The organism is Mycobacterium sp. pR1184 (assembly GCF_041287235.1).
Classification (GTDB): domain Bacteria; phylum Actinomycetota; class Actinomycetes; order Mycobacteriales; family Mycobacteriaceae; genus Mycobacterium.
This window is the reverse complement of record NZ_JBGGKR010000006.1, coordinates 192,022-208,723: the sequence shown is the minus strand read 5'-3', so window position 1 is coordinate 208,723 and position 16,702 is coordinate 192,022. Positions and strand designations below refer to the sequence as shown.

Sequence of the window (16,702 nt, the reverse complement as noted above, 5' to 3'; positions counted from 1 at the left end):
GTCAGAGCCCCGTCCTGGGCACCAGCATGATGTAGAGCTGGCTGATCGCGACATTGACGATCATCAGCAGCAGGATCGCTTCGACGACAGCGGCATTGACCGAGTTCGCGACGCCCGTTGGGCCACCGACTGTGGACAGGCCTTTCTGCGCGGACACGACGGCGACGATCGCGCCGAAAATAACGGCTTTCACCAACGCCAGAATCATGTCGTCGGTGGTCGCAAAGGATGCGAAGGTCGACACGAAACTCCCGGGCGCGCCGTTCTGGAAATACACGTTGAACATGTAGCTCGCGAAGAATCCGACAAAGCACACGACACCGGTGAGCGCGACGCCGATCATGATCGCCGCGGCAAAGCGCGGTACCACCAGACGGCGGATCACCGATACGCCCATCACCTCCATCGCGTCGGTTTCCTCGCGCATGGTTCGTGACCCCAGATCGGCGGTGATCGCCGAGCCGACGGCCGACGCCATCAACACGGCGGCGACCAACGACGCGCCCTGCCGGATGACGGCCAGACCGCTGGCCGCGCCGGCCAGCGAGGTGGCGCCCACCTGCCCGGCGAGCAGGGCGAATTGAATGGACAGGGTGACGCTGATCGGCAGTGACACCAGAATGGTCGGCAGTACCGCGGTGCCCGCCATGAACGCGCCCTGTCGGACGAATTCCTGCCACTGAAATCGACCAGTCGCCAGGTCGAAAAAGAAGTACTGAATCGTGCGCACGCCGAGGACGAACTGCTCGCCCACCGTCGTCAGCGACGCGATCGGATGACGTTTGACGTAGCCGACAGACCAGTTCTGAATCGCGACGACGCCGTCTTCCTGGGTCGTCATCCGCGCGTCACCGGTAGTCCGTCTAGCAAACCAAATCTACCGGTCATTGCGCACCAGCTGCCGCCTCCATTGGCGTTCCCCCCACCAATAAGTGCTCGAGTGCAGAACAGTAGGGGCCGGGTGCCGTGCAGCGCATCTGCATAAAGGTAATGTCACGAGGCTCTGTGAACTGCGGTTCTCGGTGTGTGCTGAGTCACACTAGCCTAGTTGATAGCGACTTTCAATAGTGTAGAGTCACTCACCTGCGATCGTCACTGAACGGCACCGACGCGCTGGAATGTCAGCTCGACGAAGGTTATGGCATGCCCACAGCAAACACCGGCTCGTTACGGGACCGGCGCCGCGCGCAATTGCTCACGCAGATCCAGCACACCGCATTCGAGCTTTTCGCCAAGCACGGATTCGATGCCGTCACCACCGAGGAGATCGCCTCGGCCGCCGGAATTTCTATCAGTACCTATTTCCGGCACGCACCCACAAAAGAGGGCCTTTTGGTCGATCCTGTTCGGGAGGCGATCGGCGAAATCGTTCGTTCGTACAGCGCGAGGCCGCCCGGCGAGTCGGCCGTCGAGGCGTTGATTCAGGTATTCGTCATTCGTGCCCGCAACGCGGATGAACTCGACAATTTGGATACCTGGCGCCATGCGATCGCCACCGCGCCACACTTGCTGAGTAAAACGGCGCTGGTCAGCGAGACCGATCACGAGAAGTTCCTGGAGCAGGTGGCTTTGCGCCTGGACGTCGATCCGACGGACGACGTCCGACCCGCTCTGCTGGTTCACACGAGTTTGGCCACAGTCAAATTCGTCCTCGACCGCTGGCTGAACCCGGACACCGCCCCGAGCGGACTGTTCAATGTTCAATTGGAATACGCGCTGCGCACCACGCTCGCCGGGTTCGCCTGACGGGCTCTGCTCCCCGAAACAACCTGTGGGGCTTGGGGATCGCCGGTAGGCGCCGTCAGGCGTCGTCAGCGGCGCGAAACCAAGGTGACTTTGCTCGCTGCCTCGTGAAACAATCGCTGGCCGTGAAGACATTCGAGGATCTGTTCGCCGAACTCGGCGACCGTGCCCGCACCCGACCGGCCGGCAGTGCCACGGTCGCCGCGCTCGACGGCGGGATTCATGGGCTGGGCAAGAAGATCCTGGAAGAGGCGGGCGAGGTGTGGCTGGCCGCCGAGCACGAATCCAACGACGCATTGGCCGAGGAGATCAGTCAGTTGCTGTACTGGGCTCAGGTGCTGATGATCGCGCGCGGACTGTCCCTCGACGACGTCTATCGGAAGCTATGAACATGCTGCGAGTCGCCGTGCCGAACAAGGGCACGCTCAGTGAGCCGGCCAGTGAGATCCTCTCGGAGGCCGGCTACCGGCGGCGCACCGATTCCAAAGACCTCACCGTCATCGACCGCGCCAACCAGGTCGAGTTCTTCTTTCTGCGGCCCAAAGACATTGCCATCTACGTCGGTTCGGGACAGCTCGACTTCGGCATCACCGGGCGCGACCTGGTGCTCGACTCGGACGCGCCGGTGACCGAATGCCTGGCACTGGGTTTCGGTTCGTCCAGCTTCCGCTATGCGGGTCCGGCCGGTTTCGACTGGACGACGGCCGACCTGGCCGGCAAGCGAATCGCCACCGCCTACCCGAATCTGGTCCGAAAAGATTTGGCGGACAAGGGAATTGAAGCGACCGTCATCAGGCTTGACGGTGCCGTGGAGATTTCGGTGCAGCTCGGCGTGGCCGACGCGATCGCAGACGTGGTCGGGTCCGGCCGCACCCTGAGCCTGCACGATCTCGTGGCCTTCGGTGAGCCGCTGTGTGATTCGGAGGCGGTGCTGATCGAGCGCGCCGCCGGGGACCGCGACGGTGCACAGCGGGCGGCACGCGATCAGCTGGTCGCCCGGATTCAGGGTGTGGTGTTCGGGCAGCAGTATTTGATGCTCGACTACGACTGCCCGCGGTCGGTGCTGGATCAGGCCACGTCAATCACTCCGGGCCTGGAGTCGCCGACCATCGCCCCGCTCGCCGACCCGGACTGGGTCGCGATCCGCGCGCTGGTGCCGCGTCGGGGCGTCAACGAGATCATGGACGAGCTCGCGTCCATCGGCGCCAAAGCGATCCTGGCGTCCGATATCAGGTTCTGCCGATTCTGATCTCACCAGCCCGGCCCAGGCTGTGTTAGCGTCCGGCTAGGGGAGGGGGCCCTTACGGCCGCCGCCCGCTCTTATGATTGCCGCGCTGTTCATCCCCCAGGAGGGTTGCCGTGACGCATGTCCTTGTTCTGTTGCTGGCTTTGCTGATTGGCGTTGTCGCGGGGCTGCGCTCCCTGACGGCGCCCGCGGTGGTCGCGTGGGCCGCCTACCTCGGCTGGATCGACTTGCACGGCACCTGGGCATCGTGGCTGGGCAACATCATCACCGTCGTCATCTTCAGCCTTCTGGCCGTCGGCGAATTGGTGAACGACAAGCTGCCCAAGACGCCGCCGCGGACGGCGCCGCCGGTCTTCGCGGCCCGGCTCCTGATGGGCGGGCTCGCGGGCGCGGCGCTGGGCGCCTGGCCGCACTGGACGTTCACCGCGCTGGGGGCCGGCATCATCGGCGCGGTGCTGGGCACCCTCGGTGGCTATCAGGCACGCAAGCGGCTGGTGGCGGTCAGCGGCGGGCGGGACCTGCCGATCGCGCTGCTCGAGGATGCGGTCGCGATCCTGGGCGGGTTCGCCGTCGCGGCACTGACCGGTCACGTGCTGGCCGAATACCTCGTCTCGGCCGTTAAGTGAGCGAGCATTTCGATGCGATCATCGTCGGCGCCGGCCAAGCCGGACCCCCGCTTGCGGGTCGGCTGACCGCCGCGGGGCAGCGCGTCGCGATCGTCGAGCGCAAGCTGGTCGGCGGCACCTGCGTCAACAACGGATGCATCCCGACCAAGACGCTGGTCGCCAGCGCACACGCCGCCCAACTCGCCCGTCGCAGCAGCGAATACGGTGTGGCGACCGGGTGGATCAGCGTGGACATGGGGAAAGTCAAGGACCGCAAAGACGGCATCGTGCTCGCCGACCGCAAGGGTGTCGAGGACTGGCTCGAGGGCATGGACGGCTGCACCGTCGTTCGCGGCCACGCCCGCTTCACCGACCCGCACACCGTGCGCGTCGACGACCGGGAGCTGCACGCCGACCGGATCTTCCTCAACGTCGGTGGCCGCGCCGTCGTGCCCGACATCCCGGGCCTGGCCGATGTCGACTACCTCACCAACGTGTCCATTCTCGAACTCGACACGCTGCCAACGCATCTCGTCATCGTCGGCGGCAGTTACATCGCTCTGGAGTTCGCCCAGATGTACCGGCGCTTCGGCGCGGCGGTCACCGTGGTGGAGCGGGGCCCGCGGTTGGCCCCCCGCGAAGACGAGGATGTCTCGGCCACCATCAAGGAAATCCTGGAAGCCGAAGGCATCGAGATCATCGTGGATGCCGACGATGTGCGGATCGCCAAAAGCGACAACGGATTCGAACTCACCCCCCGCGCCGGGGCCGACCCCATCGCGGGAAGTCACCTGTTGATGGCGGTGGGGCGCCGGCCCAACACCGACGATCTGGGACTGCAGGCCGCCGGTGTGCGGACCGACGCGCGCGGCTACATCGTCGTCGACGACGCGCTCAAGACCAACGTCGATCACATCTGGGCGATGGGCGACTGCAACGGCAAGGGCGCATTCACCCACACCTCGTACAACGACTACGAGATCGTGGCCGCCAACCTGCTCGACGACGATCCACGCCGGGTCAGCGACCGCATCACCACCTACGCGCTCTACATCGATCCACCGCTGGGCCGCGCCGGAATGACCGTCGGCGAGGTCCGCGCGTCGGGCCGCAAGGCGCTGATCGGCAAGCGGCCGATGACCAAAGTTGGCCGAGCAGTGGAAAAGGGTGAGACGCAAGGCTTTATGCAGGTGGTCGTCGACGCGGAAACCGACCAGATCCTCGGCGCGGCCATCCTCGGGGTCGGCGGTGACGAGGCGATCCATGCCATTCTGGATGTCATGTCGGCCAAAGTGCCCTACACCACGTTGTCGCGCACGATGCACATTCATCCCACCGTCAGCGAGCTCATTCCCACCATGCTGCAGGAGATGTCGCCGCTCGACTAGCCGGTGGCGATCATGCCGCCGGCTCGCTCGAACACGAAATGGCTTGCGCTCGAACATCATCCGGCCAGCCGGGGTAGGGCGGTGGGGTGCCGCCGAAAACCGGACAGAACTCCTGGTGCGGACACCAGTCGCACAATCGCGACTTGCTGGGGCGGAAATCGCCTGTCGCACCGGCAGATTGGATGGCACGCCAAATCGCCATCAAGGTCTTCTCGAAGCGCTCCAGCTCGTCGAGCTCGGGCGAGTAGTCCAGCACCTGGCCGTCGGCGAGGTAGATCAGGCGCAGCCGGGTCGGCGGCACCCCGCGGGTGCGCAGCAGCGCAACCGCATAGAACTTCATCTGAAACATCGCCTTGAACTCGGCCAGTGCCCGCGCCTCCGGCGGCGCCTTGCCCGTCTTGTAGTCGACCACCCGCAGCTCGCCGGTCGCGGCGACGTCGATCCGGTCGATGAAGCCGCGCAGCAGCGTGCCGTCGGCGAGTTCGACCTCCACCCGCTGCTCGCAGCACTGCGGGTCGAATCGAGTCGGGTCTTCCAGCCGGTAATAGCCGGACAGCAGCGCGCGAGCTTCGTCGAGTACCTGGGCGCGCTGCCCGGTGTCCAGTTCGCCGAACCGGCCGGGTTCGGCGGCGATCACCTGCTCCCATGCGGGCTCGAGCAGCGAGATCGCGGTCTGGGGATCGCGCGAGGCCGCGGGCAGACCGTAAAGCTGCTCGAGCGCGGCGTGCACGACCGACCCGCGGATCTGCGCCGTCGACGGCGGCTCCGGCAGTCGGTCGATCGCACGGAACCGGTACAGCAGCGGGCACTGCTTGAAGTCGGCCGCTCGCGACGGCGAGAGTGCCGGACGCGACGCCGCTCTGGAAGCCGCCCGCGCCTGCTCTTCTGGCTGGTCGGTCATATTCGCAGCCTAGGACGCCGTACCGACAACCCCGAGCATCGGCAACGGCGAGTCGGCTGGCACGCTGAACGGCGTGTCCAACACCGGTCCATTCGTCGTCGGCGAGCGCGTTCAGCTCACCGACGCCAAGGGCCGTCACTACACGGTGGAGCTGACCGAGGGTGCGGAGTTCCACACTCACCGCGGTGCGATCCCGCACGACACGATCATCGGGCTGGAACAGGGCAGCGTGGTCAAGTCCAGCAACGGCAACCCGTACCTGGTGCTGCGTCCGTTACTGGTCGACTACATCATGTCGATGCCGCGCGGGCCGCAGGTCATCTATCCCAAGGACGCCGCGCAGATCGTGCACGAGGGCGACATCTTTCCGGGCGCCCGCGTGCTGGAGGCCGGAGCCGGCTCCGGCGCGCTGACCTGTTCGCTGTTGCGCGCGGTGGGTCCCGAGGGGCGGGTGGTGTCCTACGAAGTGCGTGCGGATCACGCCGAACATGCGCGGCGCAACGTGGACGTCTTCTTCGGCGGGGCGCCGGCCAACTGGGAGCTGATCATCGGCGACGTCGTCGACTCCGGGTTGCCCGACGGCTCCTTCGACCGGGCCGTGCTGGACATGCTGTCGCCGTGGGAGGTGCTGGACGCGGTATCGCGGCTCGTCGTCGCCGGCGGGGTGCTGCTGGTCTACGTGGCCACGGTCACTCAGCTGTCGAAGGTGGTGGAGGCGCTGCGGGCCCAGCAGTGCTGGACCGAACCGCGCGCCTGGGAGACGATGCAGCGCGGTTGGCATGTCGTCGGCCTGGCGGTCCGGCCGCAGCACACCATGCGCGGCCACACCGCGTTCCTGGTGGCGTCGCGACGGCTCGCGCCGGGCACGGTGGCTCCGATGCCGTTGGGCCGCAAGCGGGCGGGCCGGGACGGCTAGGCCCAGCTAGTCCTGGCTAGTCCTGGTCCTCGCTGCGCACCAGCGAGCGCCGCACCGACAGCAGTTCGAACTCGGGATGGGCGGCGACCAGACGCTCGGCCGCGTCCAGGACGTCGACGGCATGCGCCCGGTCACCGGACACCAGGGCCACCCCGATACCCGCTCGCCGATGCAGCTCCTGCGAACCGGTCTCGGCGGCCGACACGCTGAACTTGCGGCGCAACTCGGCGACGACGGGACGGATCATCGAACGCTTCTCCTTGAGCGATCGCACCCCAAGCTCCGGGCCCAGCAGCACGTCGAATTCGAGCCAGGCGATCCACATCAGCCGGGCGCCGGTTGTGCGGGCGCGGACTCGGCAGGCGGCGCGGGCGTCGCCGGCGCAGCGGGCGCAGGCGGCGCCGCTGACGGCGGCGCAGGCGAGGGAGAAGGCGGTTGGACCGGTTCCGGCGGCGGGGGCAGCGGAATCGTCGGGCTGGGTGGCGGGGGCGGCGGGGCCGGCGAGTTGCCCAGCGCCAACAGCATTTCCGCTGTCTTGCGCGAAAGCTGCCAGCCGCCCGCCAGCGGAGCGAACTCCATCGGGAAGGTGAACGCGCCGTTGGGCCCCTTGGCGGTGTTGACGCTGACCGTGGCCATCACGTTGGCCGGATTCTTGTCCGACCACGCGATGTTGTTCGCCACGAACGTCATCGGCAGGTAGCCGTTGTCGCGCAGCGCGTTGACGAACTTGTCCAGCGTGGCCGCGCTTTCCGGCGTCGCGCCTTCGACGAGGTTCACCTTGTTCATCCCCGGGACGTTCGGATCGACAAGCCGGTTCAGCACTTCGACCAGAGCTTCGGGCACCGGCAGCGGCGCGGTCGGCGGAGTCGCGACGATCAGCGGGCTCGACGTCGGCACCGGCACCGCCAGACTTGTCGACGGCAGCACCTTGGGTTCGCTGTGCGAGCATGCAGCGACCCCGAAGACCGCCACGGCGGTGGCGGCGCTCAGCGCTACGGACAGGTGTCGGTGCATCCGTTGACCGGCCGGGCTATTCGGCGCCGTCTGATTCGAGGCCTGATTCGTGCAGGGCGGTGGTTGCCGCGATCTGGCCAACTGGTGCAATGGAAGTCACAGTTGGAAACATTGCGTTGATGACCGCGACCACGGCAAGGCCTGTGGTGAGGGGTTTTGCGGTCACGGGGTGTCCTTTCGGTGGTCCCAAATCGACGCCGAGGTTACCAGCGGGAGTAAAGACGCGACTTTTGATGGCTTTTGAGTTCACGCATGAACGGCCAATCGCCGGTAGCGTTGTAAGGATCCACCGCATCAATTCGGGGCGGGAAAGGAGCGCAACATGGGTGAGTCAGAGCGTTCTGAAGCATTCGGGATCAATCATGAAACCGGCATGTCCAGCAGCGATGCTGCCGAGCTGGAACAGCTGCGCCGCGAAGCCGCGGTGCTGCGCGAGCAACTCGAGCAAGCCGCCGAATCGCCGGCCGGCACACGCTCGGCGCGCGATGTCCATCAACTCGAAGCGCGGATCGACTCGCTTGCGGCCCGCAATTCCAAATTAATGGAAACTCTTAAAGAGGCCCGGCAGCAGCTGCTGGCGCTGCGGGAAGAAGTCGACCGGCTCGGGCAGCCGCCGAGTGGTTACGGCGTTCTGCTTTCGTCGCACGAGGACGAAACCGTCGACGTGTTCACCTCGGGTCGCAAGATGCGACTGACCTGCTCGCCCAACATCGACGTGCCGTCGTTGCGCAAGGGACAGACGGTCCGGCTCAACGAAGCCCTGACCGTCGTCGAGGCAGGGACGTACGAATCCGTGGGCGAGATCTCGACTTTGCGCGAGGTGCTCAACGACGGACACCGCGCTTTGGTCGTGGGCCACGCCGACGAGGAACGGATCGTCTGGCTGGCCGAGCCACTGGTGGCCGAGGACCTGCCCGACGGGGTTCCCGACGCACTCAACGACGACACCAGGCCGCGCAAGTTGCGGCCTGGCGATTCTCTACTGGTCGACACCAAAGCCGGCTACGCGTTCGAGCGCATTCCCAAGGCCGAGGTCGAGGACCTGGTGCTCGAAGAGGTGCCCGACGTCAGCTACTCCGACATCGGCGGTCTGACCCGGCAGATCGAGCAGATCCGCGACGCGGTGGAGCTGCCGTTCCTGCACAAGGAGCTCTACCGGGAGTACGCGCTGCGTCCGCCCAAGGGTGTGCTGCTCTACGGTCCGCCCGGTTGCGGTAAGACGCTGATCGCCAAGGCAGTCGCCAACTCGCTGGCCAAGAAGATGGCCGAGGTGCGCGGCGACGACGCCCGCGAGGCGAAGTCGTACTTCCTCAACATCAAGGGTCCCGAGCTGCTGAACAAGTTCGTCGGCGAGACCGAGCGACACATCCGGCTGATCTTCCAGCGGGCCCGCGAGAAGGCGTCCGAGGGTACGCCGGTGATCGTGTTCTTCGACGAGATGGACTCGATCTTCCGCACTCGCGGGACCGGTGTGTCGTCGGATGTCGAGACCACGGTGGTCCCGCAGCTGCTGAGCGAGATCGACGGTGTCGAGGGTCTGGAGAACGTCATCGTGATCGGCGCCTCCAACCGCGAGGACATGATCGACCCCGCGATCCTGCGGCCCGGACGTCTCGACGTGAAGATCAAGATCGAGCGGCCCGATGCCGAAGCGGCACAAGACATTTTCTCGAAGTATCTGGTCGAGACGCTGCCGGTGCACGCCGACGATCTCGCCGAGTTCGACGGCGACCGGTCGGCCTGCGTCCACGCGATGATCGAGAAGGTCGTCGAGCGGATGTACGCCGAGATCGACGACAACCGGTTCCTGGAAGTCACCTATGCCAACGGTGACAAGGAAGTCATGTACTTCAAGGACTTCAACTCCGGGGCCATGATTCAGAACGTCGTCGACCGCGCGAAGAAGAACGCGATCAAGTCGGTGCTGGAGACCGGTCAGCCCGGTCTGCGGATCCAGCACCTGCTCGACTCGATCGTCGACGAGTTCGCCGAGAACGAGGACCTGCCCAACACCACCAACCCCGATGACTGGGCGCGGATCTCGGGCAAGAAGGGCGAGCGGATCGTCTACATCCGCACCCTGGTCACCGGCAAGTCGTCGAGCGCGTCGCGCGCCATCGATACCGAATCGAACCTCGGCCAGTACCTCTAGGGATTCAATCCCTAAGCGGCTCAGTCGAATTCGAACGAGTAGGTGTTCGTCAGATCGTCCTGCGTCACGCGCGCGGGGCGATCTGTCGTGTCGACCCGCAACGTCTCGGTGAGCACTCGCGGCTGATAGCTCCACCCCTGCGGCAGTGTCAGCCGCTCGGCCAGTCCGGCCAGGTCGGCCCGTGACAGGTTGGGGTCGGCGACCTGGCTCCAGGTCTGCATGACCCAGCGCTTGCCGTCGGGATCGATCAGCTCGTAAATCTCTTCGCCGGCGTTGAAGACGAAGACCGTATTGCGGGTCACTTCGTTGACGGTGTAGGGCGCGGGGTTCATCGACGACAGCGCCACGGTGGCCTGCTTGATCATCTCGATGCCGCCGAACGTCATCCGCTCTTGCGGGCCGTCGGCCTGCTTTTCGATCGCGTTCATCAGCCAGTAGCGCGGGCCGTTGAGCAAGGCCGCGGCGGCGCCGTGTTCGGCCGCGATGGCCGCCGCGTCGAGCTTGGACCACAACTCGGCCGGACAGTCGTTGAGCGGAAAGCTGTTGTAGACGGTGGCTTGCGGGCCGGATTCGCCCACCTCGACGAGAAGTACTTCGCCATAACGCTTTCCGGACAGGTCGGTCACTTGCTTACTCGCTTTCTGTCGTGGTGTCAGATTCGTCGGCGACGTTGCCCAGGTAGCGGTTGCGCGCCGCCAGGGCGGTGTGCAGGTCGTCGACCAGTGGGTCCAGAAACATCGCCCGGTACTCGGCATCGTCGACCGCGCGGGCGGCGATGTACATGAACGTCAGCGCGCCGAGGAACAGGCACATGTGGATCAGCGAGTCCGGAGCAGGGAACGTGAACCCGAACACCGTCGAGGTGGTCGCGGTGTTGTGCGCCCACTCCTTGAGCAGCGGCGGCGTCAGGATGATCAGCCCGAGGATGAGGTACATCGTGGCGCCGACGGCGGCCACGACCAGGATCTCGATCAGCTGCGAGGTCGCCAGTAGGAACACCACATTCAGGCGTTCGGCGCGCTTGAGCGGTGAGCCGGCCGAGGGCTCACGCATCGTGGCGAAAGGCGTGCCGGCGAGGTAGTCGCTGCCTTCGGGCAGTGATGCCGTCGACTTCAGCAGCGGCCGCACCCGTTCCACGGTCTTGGAGACGACGAATGTCCCCGCGATGCCGAGCAGAAAGAAGATGGCCAGCGAGAGCCGCTCGCCGTTGATGTTCGCGGCCATCAACCAGACGTAGGTGTTGAAGAACACCAACGCGGTCAGCAGCACGATCGGCAGCGCCCGCACGGCCAGCGTGCCGACCGTCGAGAGGTGCTCGACCGTCATGCGGACCGCCCACGCCAGCACCGACCCCACGCCGGAGCCGGTCAGCAGCAGCACTGCGGCCAAGATGACGGCGTCCCGGGTCAGCTGAACGGGGCCGGACTCGATGACCCCGCATCCCACCGCGACGGCCAGCGCCGCGGTCGCGACGCTCGCGCGGGTGCCCCAGCTCGACAGCCGGGACACCAGCCAGCCCAGCAGGGCGCCCAGCGGCAAAGCGGCCGCGAGCAGCGCCAGAATCACCCACTGGTGGGTGGTCGGCGTGCCGTTGATGGAGACTTCGTTGCCGTCGCTGACGAAATAGACGCCCAGCAGGCACGCTTCGACCGCCGCCCAGGCGGCCAGCATCGGGGCGCACCGCGGCCAGAGCCGGCGCCAGCGGCCCCGCGTCGTCAGCACCGACGGCAAACCGCGCTGCAGGAACCACTTTTCAGCCGCAGCCGTCGCTGCCTTCTGGCTGTCCCGCGTGCGGCGCGCAGTTACGTCCACACCGGCACACCCTAGTGGCGCAGCAACCCGCGTGCGGGTCGTTCTCGTCGGCACGCCTACCCTTAACGCATGCAACGGATTATCGGGACGGAGGTCGAGTACGGCATTTCGTCGCCGACCGACCCGACCGCCAACCCGATCCTCACTTCGACTCAGGCGGTGTTGGCCTACGCGGCCGCCGCCGGCATTCAGCGCGCCAAGCGCACCCGGTGGGACTACGAGGTGGAGTCGCCGCTGCGCGACGCCCGCGGTTTCGACCTGAGCCGCTCGGCCGGCCCGCCACCGGTGGTCGACGCCGACGAGGTCGGCGCGGCCAACATGATCCTGACCAACGGCGCGCGGCTCTACGTCGACCACGCGCACCCCGAGTACTCCGCGCCGGAGTGCACCGACCCGCTGGACGCGGTGATCTGGGACAAGGCCGGTGAGCGGGTGATGGAGGCCGCCGCGCGCCACGTCGCCAGCGTGCCCGGAGCCGCCAAGCTGCAGCTCTACAAGAACAACGTCGACGGCAAGGGCGCCTCCTACGGGTCGCACGAGAACTACCTGATGAGCCGGCAGACGCCGTTTTCGGCCATCATCGCCGGCCTGACGCCGTTTTTGGTGTCCCGGCAGGTGGTCACCGGCTCCGGGCGGGTCGGCATCGGCCCGTCGGGGGACGAGCCCGGCTTTCAGCTGTCCCAGCGCTCCGACTACATCGAGGTCGAGGTCGGGCTGGAGACCACGCTGAAGCGCGGCATCATCAACACCCGCGACGAGCCGCACGCCGACGCCGACCGGTATCGCCGGCTGCATGTGATCATCGGCGACGCCAACCTCGCCGAGACGTCGACCTACCTCAAGCTGGGCACCACGGCGCTGGCCCTGGATTTGATCGAAGAGGGCCCGATGCACGGCATCGACCTGAGCGATCTGGCGCTGGCCCGGCCGGTGCACGCGGTGCACGCGATCAGCCGCGACCCGTCGCTGCGCGTGGCGGTGGCCATGGCCGACGGCCGGGAGCTGACCGCGCTTGCGCTGCAACGGATCTACCTCGATCGGGTGGCCAAACTGGTCGACGGTCGCGACCCCGACCCGCGGGCAGCGCACGTTGTCGAGACCTGGGCGCACGTGCTGGACTTGCTCGAGCGCGACCCGATGGAGTGCGCGGAGCTGCTGGATTGGCCGGCCAAGCTGCGATTGCTCGAGGGGTTCCGGCAACGCGAGAACCTGAGCTGGTCGGCGCCGCGGCTGCACCTGGTGGACCTGCAATATTCCGACGTCCGGCTGGACAAGGGCCTGTACAACCGGCTGGTCGCGCGCGGCTCGATGAAGCGTCTGGTCAGCGAACACCAGGTGCTCGAGGCGGTGGACAACCCGCCGACCGATACCCGTGCGTACTTCCGCGGTGAATGCCTGCGCCGATTCGGCGCCGACATCGCCGCGGCCAGTTGGGACTCGGTGATTTTCGATCTCGGTGGCGATTCGCTGGTGCGCATCCCGACGCTGGAGCCGCTACGGGGCAGCAAAGCGCACGTCGGAGCCCTGCTGGACTCCGTGGACAGTGCCGTCGAACTGGTGGAACAACTGACGAGCTGAGGTCTGTTAACCAAAGAACGTCGGCTTTGACCGGTAGGGTAGAGATACCAGCGGGCGGCTTAAGCGGCCAGTGAGCAAGCCCAGACATAGCAGGAGGCGGCGATGGCGCAGGAGCAAACCAAACGTGGCGGTGGCGGCGGCGACGAAGATGACGTCGTTGGCACCACGGCTGCGGGCCAAGAGCGTCGCGAGAAACTGACCGAGGAAACCGACGATCTGCTCGACGAGATTGACGACGTCCTGGAGGAAAACGCCGAGGACTTCGTCCGCGCGTATGTCCAAAAGGGCGGACAGTGACCTGGCCTTTCCCCGATCGCCTGTCCACTAACTCGGCACTACCCGGATTTTCTGCTGTAAATACCTCGTCCTTCGCGGACCTGTTGCGCCGTCAGGCGCCGGAGTTGCTCCCGGCCGTCTTGGGCGGTGGCTCCGGCCGATCCGGTGGTGACGCCGGGCTGCCGCACGGCACCACGATCGTCGCCCTGAAATACCCCGGCGGCGTCCTGATCGCCGGTGACCGGCGCTCTACCCAGGGCAACATGATCGCGGGCCGGGACGTCAAGAAGGTCTACATCACCGACGACTACACCGCGACCGGCATCGCCGGCACCGCCGCGATCGCCGTCGAATTCGCTCGCCTGTACGCGGTGGAGCTGGAGCACTACGAGAAGCTGGAAGGCGTCCCGCTGACGTTCGCCGGCAAGGTCAACCGGCTCGCGATCATGGTGCGCGGCAACCTGGCCGCCGCGATGCAGGGGCTGGTCGCGCTGCCGCTGCTGGCGGGATACGACATCCACGCGCCCGACCCGGAAAGTGCCGGGCGCATAGTCTCGTTCGACGCCGCGGGCGGCTGGAACATCGAGGAAGAGGGCTACCAGTCGGTGGGGTCGGGGTCGATCTTCGCCAAGTCGTCGATCAAGAAGCTGTACGCCCAAGTCACCGACGCCGACTCGGCGCTGCGGGTAGCCGTGGAGTCGCTCTACGACGCCGCCGATGACGATTCCGCCACCGGCGGACCGGATCTGGTGCGCGGGATCTTCCCGACGGCGGTCACCATCGGCGCCGACGGAGCGGTCGACGTGCCCGAGAGCCGGATCGCCGAATTGGCCCGCGAGGTGATCGAAAGTCGCTCGCGTGCAGACACTTTCGGCCCGGATGGCGGTGAGAAGTGAGCTTCCCGTATTTCATCTCGCCTGAGCAGGCGATGCGTGAGCGCAGCGAGCTCGCGCGCAAGGGCATCGCTCGGGGCCGCAGCGTGGTTGCGCTGGCCTACGCCGGCGGTGTGCTGTTCGTCGCCGAGAACCCGTCGCGGTCCCTGCAGAAGATCAGCGAGCTCTACGACCGCGTGGGTTTTGCGGCCGCGGGCAAGTTCAACGAGTTCGACAACCTGCGGCGCGGCGGCATCCAGTTCGCCGACACCCGCGGCTACGCCTACGACCGCCGCGACGTCACCGGACGGCAGCTGGCCAACGTCTACGCGCAGACCCTCGGCACCATCTTCACCGAGCAGGCCAAGCCGTATGAGGTCGAGTTGTGCGTCGCCGAGGTTGCCCACTACGGCGAGACCAAAGCGCCTGAGATGTACCGGATCACCTACGACGGGTCCATCGCCGACGAGCCACACTTCGTGGTGATGGGCGGCACCACCGAGCCGATCACCACCGCGCTCAAGGAGTCGTACGCCGAAAACGCCGACCTGCGCGCTGCTTTGGGGATCGCCGTCGACGCGCTGCGAGCCGGGAGCAGCAACGGCAGTGACGAACACAGTCTGGACGTGGCCAACCTCGAGGTCGCCATCCTGGACGCGAACCGGCCGCGGCGCGCGTTCCGGCGTATCGGCGGGTCCACCCTGGAGAACTTGCTGCAGGAGTCGAAGGGCGCGAAATCCGAGGGCGATTCCCCGGATTCAGACGGCGAATCTTAGCCCCTTGGCGCGGCTGCTGACCGTCGCGCTCAGACAACCAGTACCCTCGATGATGTGCAGCGACGAATCATGGGCATCGAGACCGAGTTCGGTGTCACCTGCACGTTCCACGGCCATCGCCGCCTGTCCCCGGACGAGGTAGCCCGCTACCTTTTCCGCCGGGTGGTGTCATGGGGTCGCAGCTCCAACGTGTTCTTGCGTAACGGCGCCCGGTTGTATCTCGATGTGGGCAGCCACCCCGAGTACGCCACCGCCGAGTGCGACAGCCTGGTGCAGCTGGTCACCCACGACCGGGCCGGGGAATGGGTGCTGGAAGACCTACTCGTAGACGCCGAGCAGCGGCTTGCCGACGAAGGCATCGGCGGCGACATTTACCTGTTCAAGAACAACACCGACTCCGCGGGCAACTCCTACGGGTGCCACGAGAATTACCTGATCGTGCGGGCCGGTGAGTTCTCCCGGATCTCCGACGTGCTGCTGCCCTTCCTGGTCACCCGCCAGCTGATCTGCGGGGCCGGCAAGGTGCTGCAGACCCCCAAGGCCGCGACGTTCTGCCTGTCGCAGCGCGCCGAGCACATCTGGGAAGGCGTTTCGTCGGCCACCACCCGCAGCCGCCCGATCATCAACACCCGTGATGAGCCGCACGCCGACGCCGAGAAGTACCGGCGGCTGCACGTCATCGTCGGCGACTCCAATATGTGCGAGACCACCACCATGCTCAAGGTGGGCACCGCCGCGCTGGTGCTCGAGATGATCGAATCCGGTGTGCCGTTTCGCGACTTCTCGCTGGACAATCCGATCCGCGCCATCCGCGAGGTCAGCCACGACATCACCGGCCGCCGTCCGGTGCGGCTGGCCGGCGGGCGTCAGGCCAGCGCGCTGGACATCCAGCGGGAGTACTACACCCGCGCCGTCGAGCACCTGCAGACCCGGGAGCCCAACGCGCAGATCGAGCAGGTCGTCGACCTGTGGGGCCGCCAGCTCGACGCCGTCGAGAGCCAGGACTTCGCCAAGGTCGACACCGAGATCGACTGGGTGATCAAACGCAAGCTGTTCCAGCGCTACCAGGACCGCTACAACATGGAGCTGGCCGACCCCAAGATCGCCCAGCTGGACCTGGCCTACCACGACATCAAGCGTGGTCGCGGTGTGTTCGATCTGCTGCAGCGTAAGGGCCTCGCGGCGCGCGTCACCACCGACGAGGACATCGCCGAGGCGGTCGACAACCCGCCCCAGACCACCCGGGCGCGGCTGCGCGGCGAATTCATCAGCGCCGCACAGGCGGCCGGTCGCGACTTCACCGTCGACTGGGTGCACCTCAAGCTCAACGACCAGGCCCAGCGCACCGTGCTGTGCAAGGACCCGTTCCGGGCCGTCGACGAGCGGGTGAAGCGGCTCATCGCCAGCATGTGACCCCCTCGGG

At 66.4% G+C, this 16,702-nt stretch carries 19 protein-coding genes; 12 read left to right on the top strand and 7 right to left on the bottom strand.

The features are described 5' to 3' along the window. Window position 1 precedes the first annotated feature (1 nt). Window positions 2-841, bottom strand: a complete 840-nt coding sequence (locus ACAG21_RS12995; RefSeq protein ID WP_370496525.1) for an MlaE family ABC transporter permease — start codon at window positions 839-841, stop codon at window positions 2-4. Window positions 842-1,143: 302 nt separating this feature from the next. On the opposite strand from ACAG21_RS12995, the gene ACAG21_RS12990 reads away from it, so the two are divergent. The 5 genes from ACAG21_RS12990 to ACAG21_RS12970 all read left to right on the top strand — a co-directional run bounded on the left by ACAG21_RS12990 (window position 1,144) and on the right by ACAG21_RS12970 (window position 4,982). After that, window positions 1,144-1,746 (top strand): TetR/AcrR family transcriptional regulator, encoded by a 603-nt coding sequence (locus ACAG21_RS12990; RefSeq protein ID WP_370496524.1) that lies wholly within the window; start codon window positions 1,144-1,146, stop codon window positions 1,744-1,746. Window positions 1,747-1,850: 104 nt separating this feature from the next. Continuing rightward, the gene (locus ACAG21_RS12985) at window positions 1,851-2,132 is read left to right on the top strand and encodes a phosphoribosyl-ATP diphosphatase (protein ID WP_090603224.1); all 282 of its coding nucleotides are present in this window, start codon (window positions 1,851-1,853) and stop codon (window positions 2,130-2,132) included. Between the two features lie 2 nt (window positions 2,133-2,134). Continuing rightward, window positions 2,135-2,992 (top strand): ATP phosphoribosyltransferase, encoded by an 858-nt coding sequence (gene hisG, locus ACAG21_RS12980; protein WP_370496523.1) that lies wholly within the window; start codon window positions 2,135-2,137, stop codon window positions 2,990-2,992. Window positions 2,993-3,102: 110 nt separating this feature from the next. Continuing rightward, window positions 3,103-3,615 (top strand): DUF4126 domain-containing protein, encoded by a 513-nt coding sequence (locus tag ACAG21_RS12975; RefSeq protein WP_370496522.1) that lies wholly within the window; start codon window positions 3,103-3,105, stop codon window positions 3,613-3,615. Beyond that, window positions 3,612-4,982: an FAD-containing oxidoreductase gene (locus ACAG21_RS12970; RefSeq protein ID WP_370496521.1), complete on the top strand. Its 1,371-nt coding sequence runs from the start codon at window positions 3,612-3,614 to the stop codon at window positions 4,980-4,982. Before ACAG21_RS12975 ends, ACAG21_RS12970 begins: the two co-directional genes overlap by 4 nt. Before the next feature lie 10 nt (window positions 4,983-4,992). Here the strand turns inward: ACAG21_RS12970 and ACAG21_RS12965 are convergent, their stop codons facing one another. Next, on the bottom strand, window positions 4,993-5,883 hold the full coding sequence (locus ACAG21_RS12965) for a RecB family exonuclease (protein WP_370496520.1): 891 nt from the start codon (window positions 5,881-5,883) through the stop codon (window positions 4,993-4,995). A gap of 73 nt (window positions 5,884-5,956) precedes the next feature. Here ACAG21_RS12965 and trmI point away from each other — a divergent pair, with 73 nt between their 5' ends. Continuing rightward, window positions 5,957-6,799 (top strand): tRNA (adenine(58)-N(1))-methyltransferase TrmI, encoded by an 843-nt coding sequence (gene trmI / locus ACAG21_RS12960; RefSeq protein ID WP_370496519.1) that lies wholly within the window; start codon window positions 5,957-5,959, stop codon window positions 6,797-6,799. Between the two features lie 16 nt (window positions 6,800-6,815). Here the strand turns inward: trmI and ACAG21_RS12955 are convergent, their stop codons facing one another. Genes ACAG21_RS12955 through ACAG21_RS12945 form a run of 3 tightly spaced genes read right to left on the bottom strand, consistent with a single transcriptional unit; the run spans window position 6,816 to window position 7,979 of the window. Further along, window positions 6,816-7,124, bottom strand: a complete 309-nt coding sequence (locus ACAG21_RS12955) for a DUF503 domain-containing protein (RefSeq protein WP_370496518.1) — start codon at window positions 7,122-7,124, stop codon at window positions 6,816-6,818. Beyond that, window positions 7,124-7,813, bottom strand: coding sequence for a hypothetical protein (locus tag ACAG21_RS12950; protein WP_370496517.1), 690 nt, complete (start codon window positions 7,811-7,813; stop codon window positions 7,124-7,126). The genes ACAG21_RS12955 and ACAG21_RS12950 overlap by 1 nt, the downstream gene beginning before the upstream one ends. Window positions 7,814-7,829: 16 nt before the next feature. Beyond that, window positions 7,830-7,979: a hypothetical protein gene (locus tag ACAG21_RS12945; RefSeq protein WP_370496516.1), complete on the bottom strand. Its 150-nt coding sequence runs from the start codon at window positions 7,977-7,979 to the stop codon at window positions 7,830-7,832. 156 nt (window positions 7,980-8,135) lie between these two features. Between ACAG21_RS12945 and arc the strand changes: the two genes are divergently transcribed. Further along, window positions 8,136-9,965: a proteasome ATPase gene (gene arc / locus ACAG21_RS12940; RefSeq protein ID WP_370496515.1), complete on the top strand. Its 1,830-nt coding sequence runs from the start codon at window positions 8,136-8,138 to the stop codon at window positions 9,963-9,965. Between the two features lie 20 nt (window positions 9,966-9,985). Here the strand turns inward: arc and ACAG21_RS12935 are convergent, their stop codons facing one another. Continuing rightward, the gene (locus tag ACAG21_RS12935; RefSeq protein ID WP_370496636.1) at window positions 9,986-10,621 is read right to left on the bottom strand and encodes a hypothetical protein; all 636 of its coding nucleotides are present in this window, start codon (window positions 10,619-10,621) and stop codon (window positions 9,986-9,988) included. Beyond that, window positions 10,596-11,777, bottom strand: coding sequence for a hypothetical protein (locus ACAG21_RS12930; protein ID WP_370496514.1), 1,182 nt, complete (start codon window positions 11,775-11,777; stop codon window positions 10,596-10,598). Before ACAG21_RS12930 ends, ACAG21_RS12935 begins: the two co-directional genes overlap by 26 nt. A gap of 69 nt (window positions 11,778-11,846) precedes the next feature. Here ACAG21_RS12930 and dop point away from each other — a divergent pair, with 69 nt between their 5' ends. From dop to pafA, 5 genes are all read left to right on the top strand, one after another. Then, window positions 11,847-13,355, top strand: a complete 1,509-nt coding sequence (gene dop, locus ACAG21_RS12925) for a pup deamidase/depupylase (protein WP_342929382.1) — start codon at window positions 11,847-11,849, stop codon at window positions 13,353-13,355. A gap of 102 nt (window positions 13,356-13,457) precedes the next feature. Then, entirely contained in the window at window positions 13,458-13,652 is a 195-nt protein-coding gene (locus tag ACAG21_RS12920; protein WP_085220395.1) for a ubiquitin-like protein Pup, read from the top strand. Beyond that, the gene (gene prcB, locus ACAG21_RS12915) at window positions 13,649-14,527 is read left to right on the top strand and encodes a proteasome subunit beta (protein WP_370496513.1); all 879 of its coding nucleotides are present in this window, start codon (window positions 13,649-13,651) and stop codon (window positions 14,525-14,527) included. Before ACAG21_RS12920 ends, prcB begins: the two co-directional genes overlap by 4 nt. Next, window positions 14,524-15,279 (top strand): proteasome subunit alpha, encoded by a 756-nt coding sequence (prcA, locus tag ACAG21_RS12910; protein WP_370496512.1) that lies wholly within the window; start codon window positions 14,524-14,526, stop codon window positions 15,277-15,279. The genes prcB and prcA overlap by 4 nt, the downstream gene beginning before the upstream one ends. Window positions 15,280-15,333: 54 nt before the next feature. Next, the gene (pafA, locus tag ACAG21_RS12905; protein ID WP_370496511.1) at window positions 15,334-16,692 is read left to right on the top strand and encodes a Pup--protein ligase; all 1,359 of its coding nucleotides are present in this window, start codon (window positions 15,334-15,336) and stop codon (window positions 16,690-16,692) included. Window positions 16,693-16,702 lie beyond the last annotated feature (10 nt).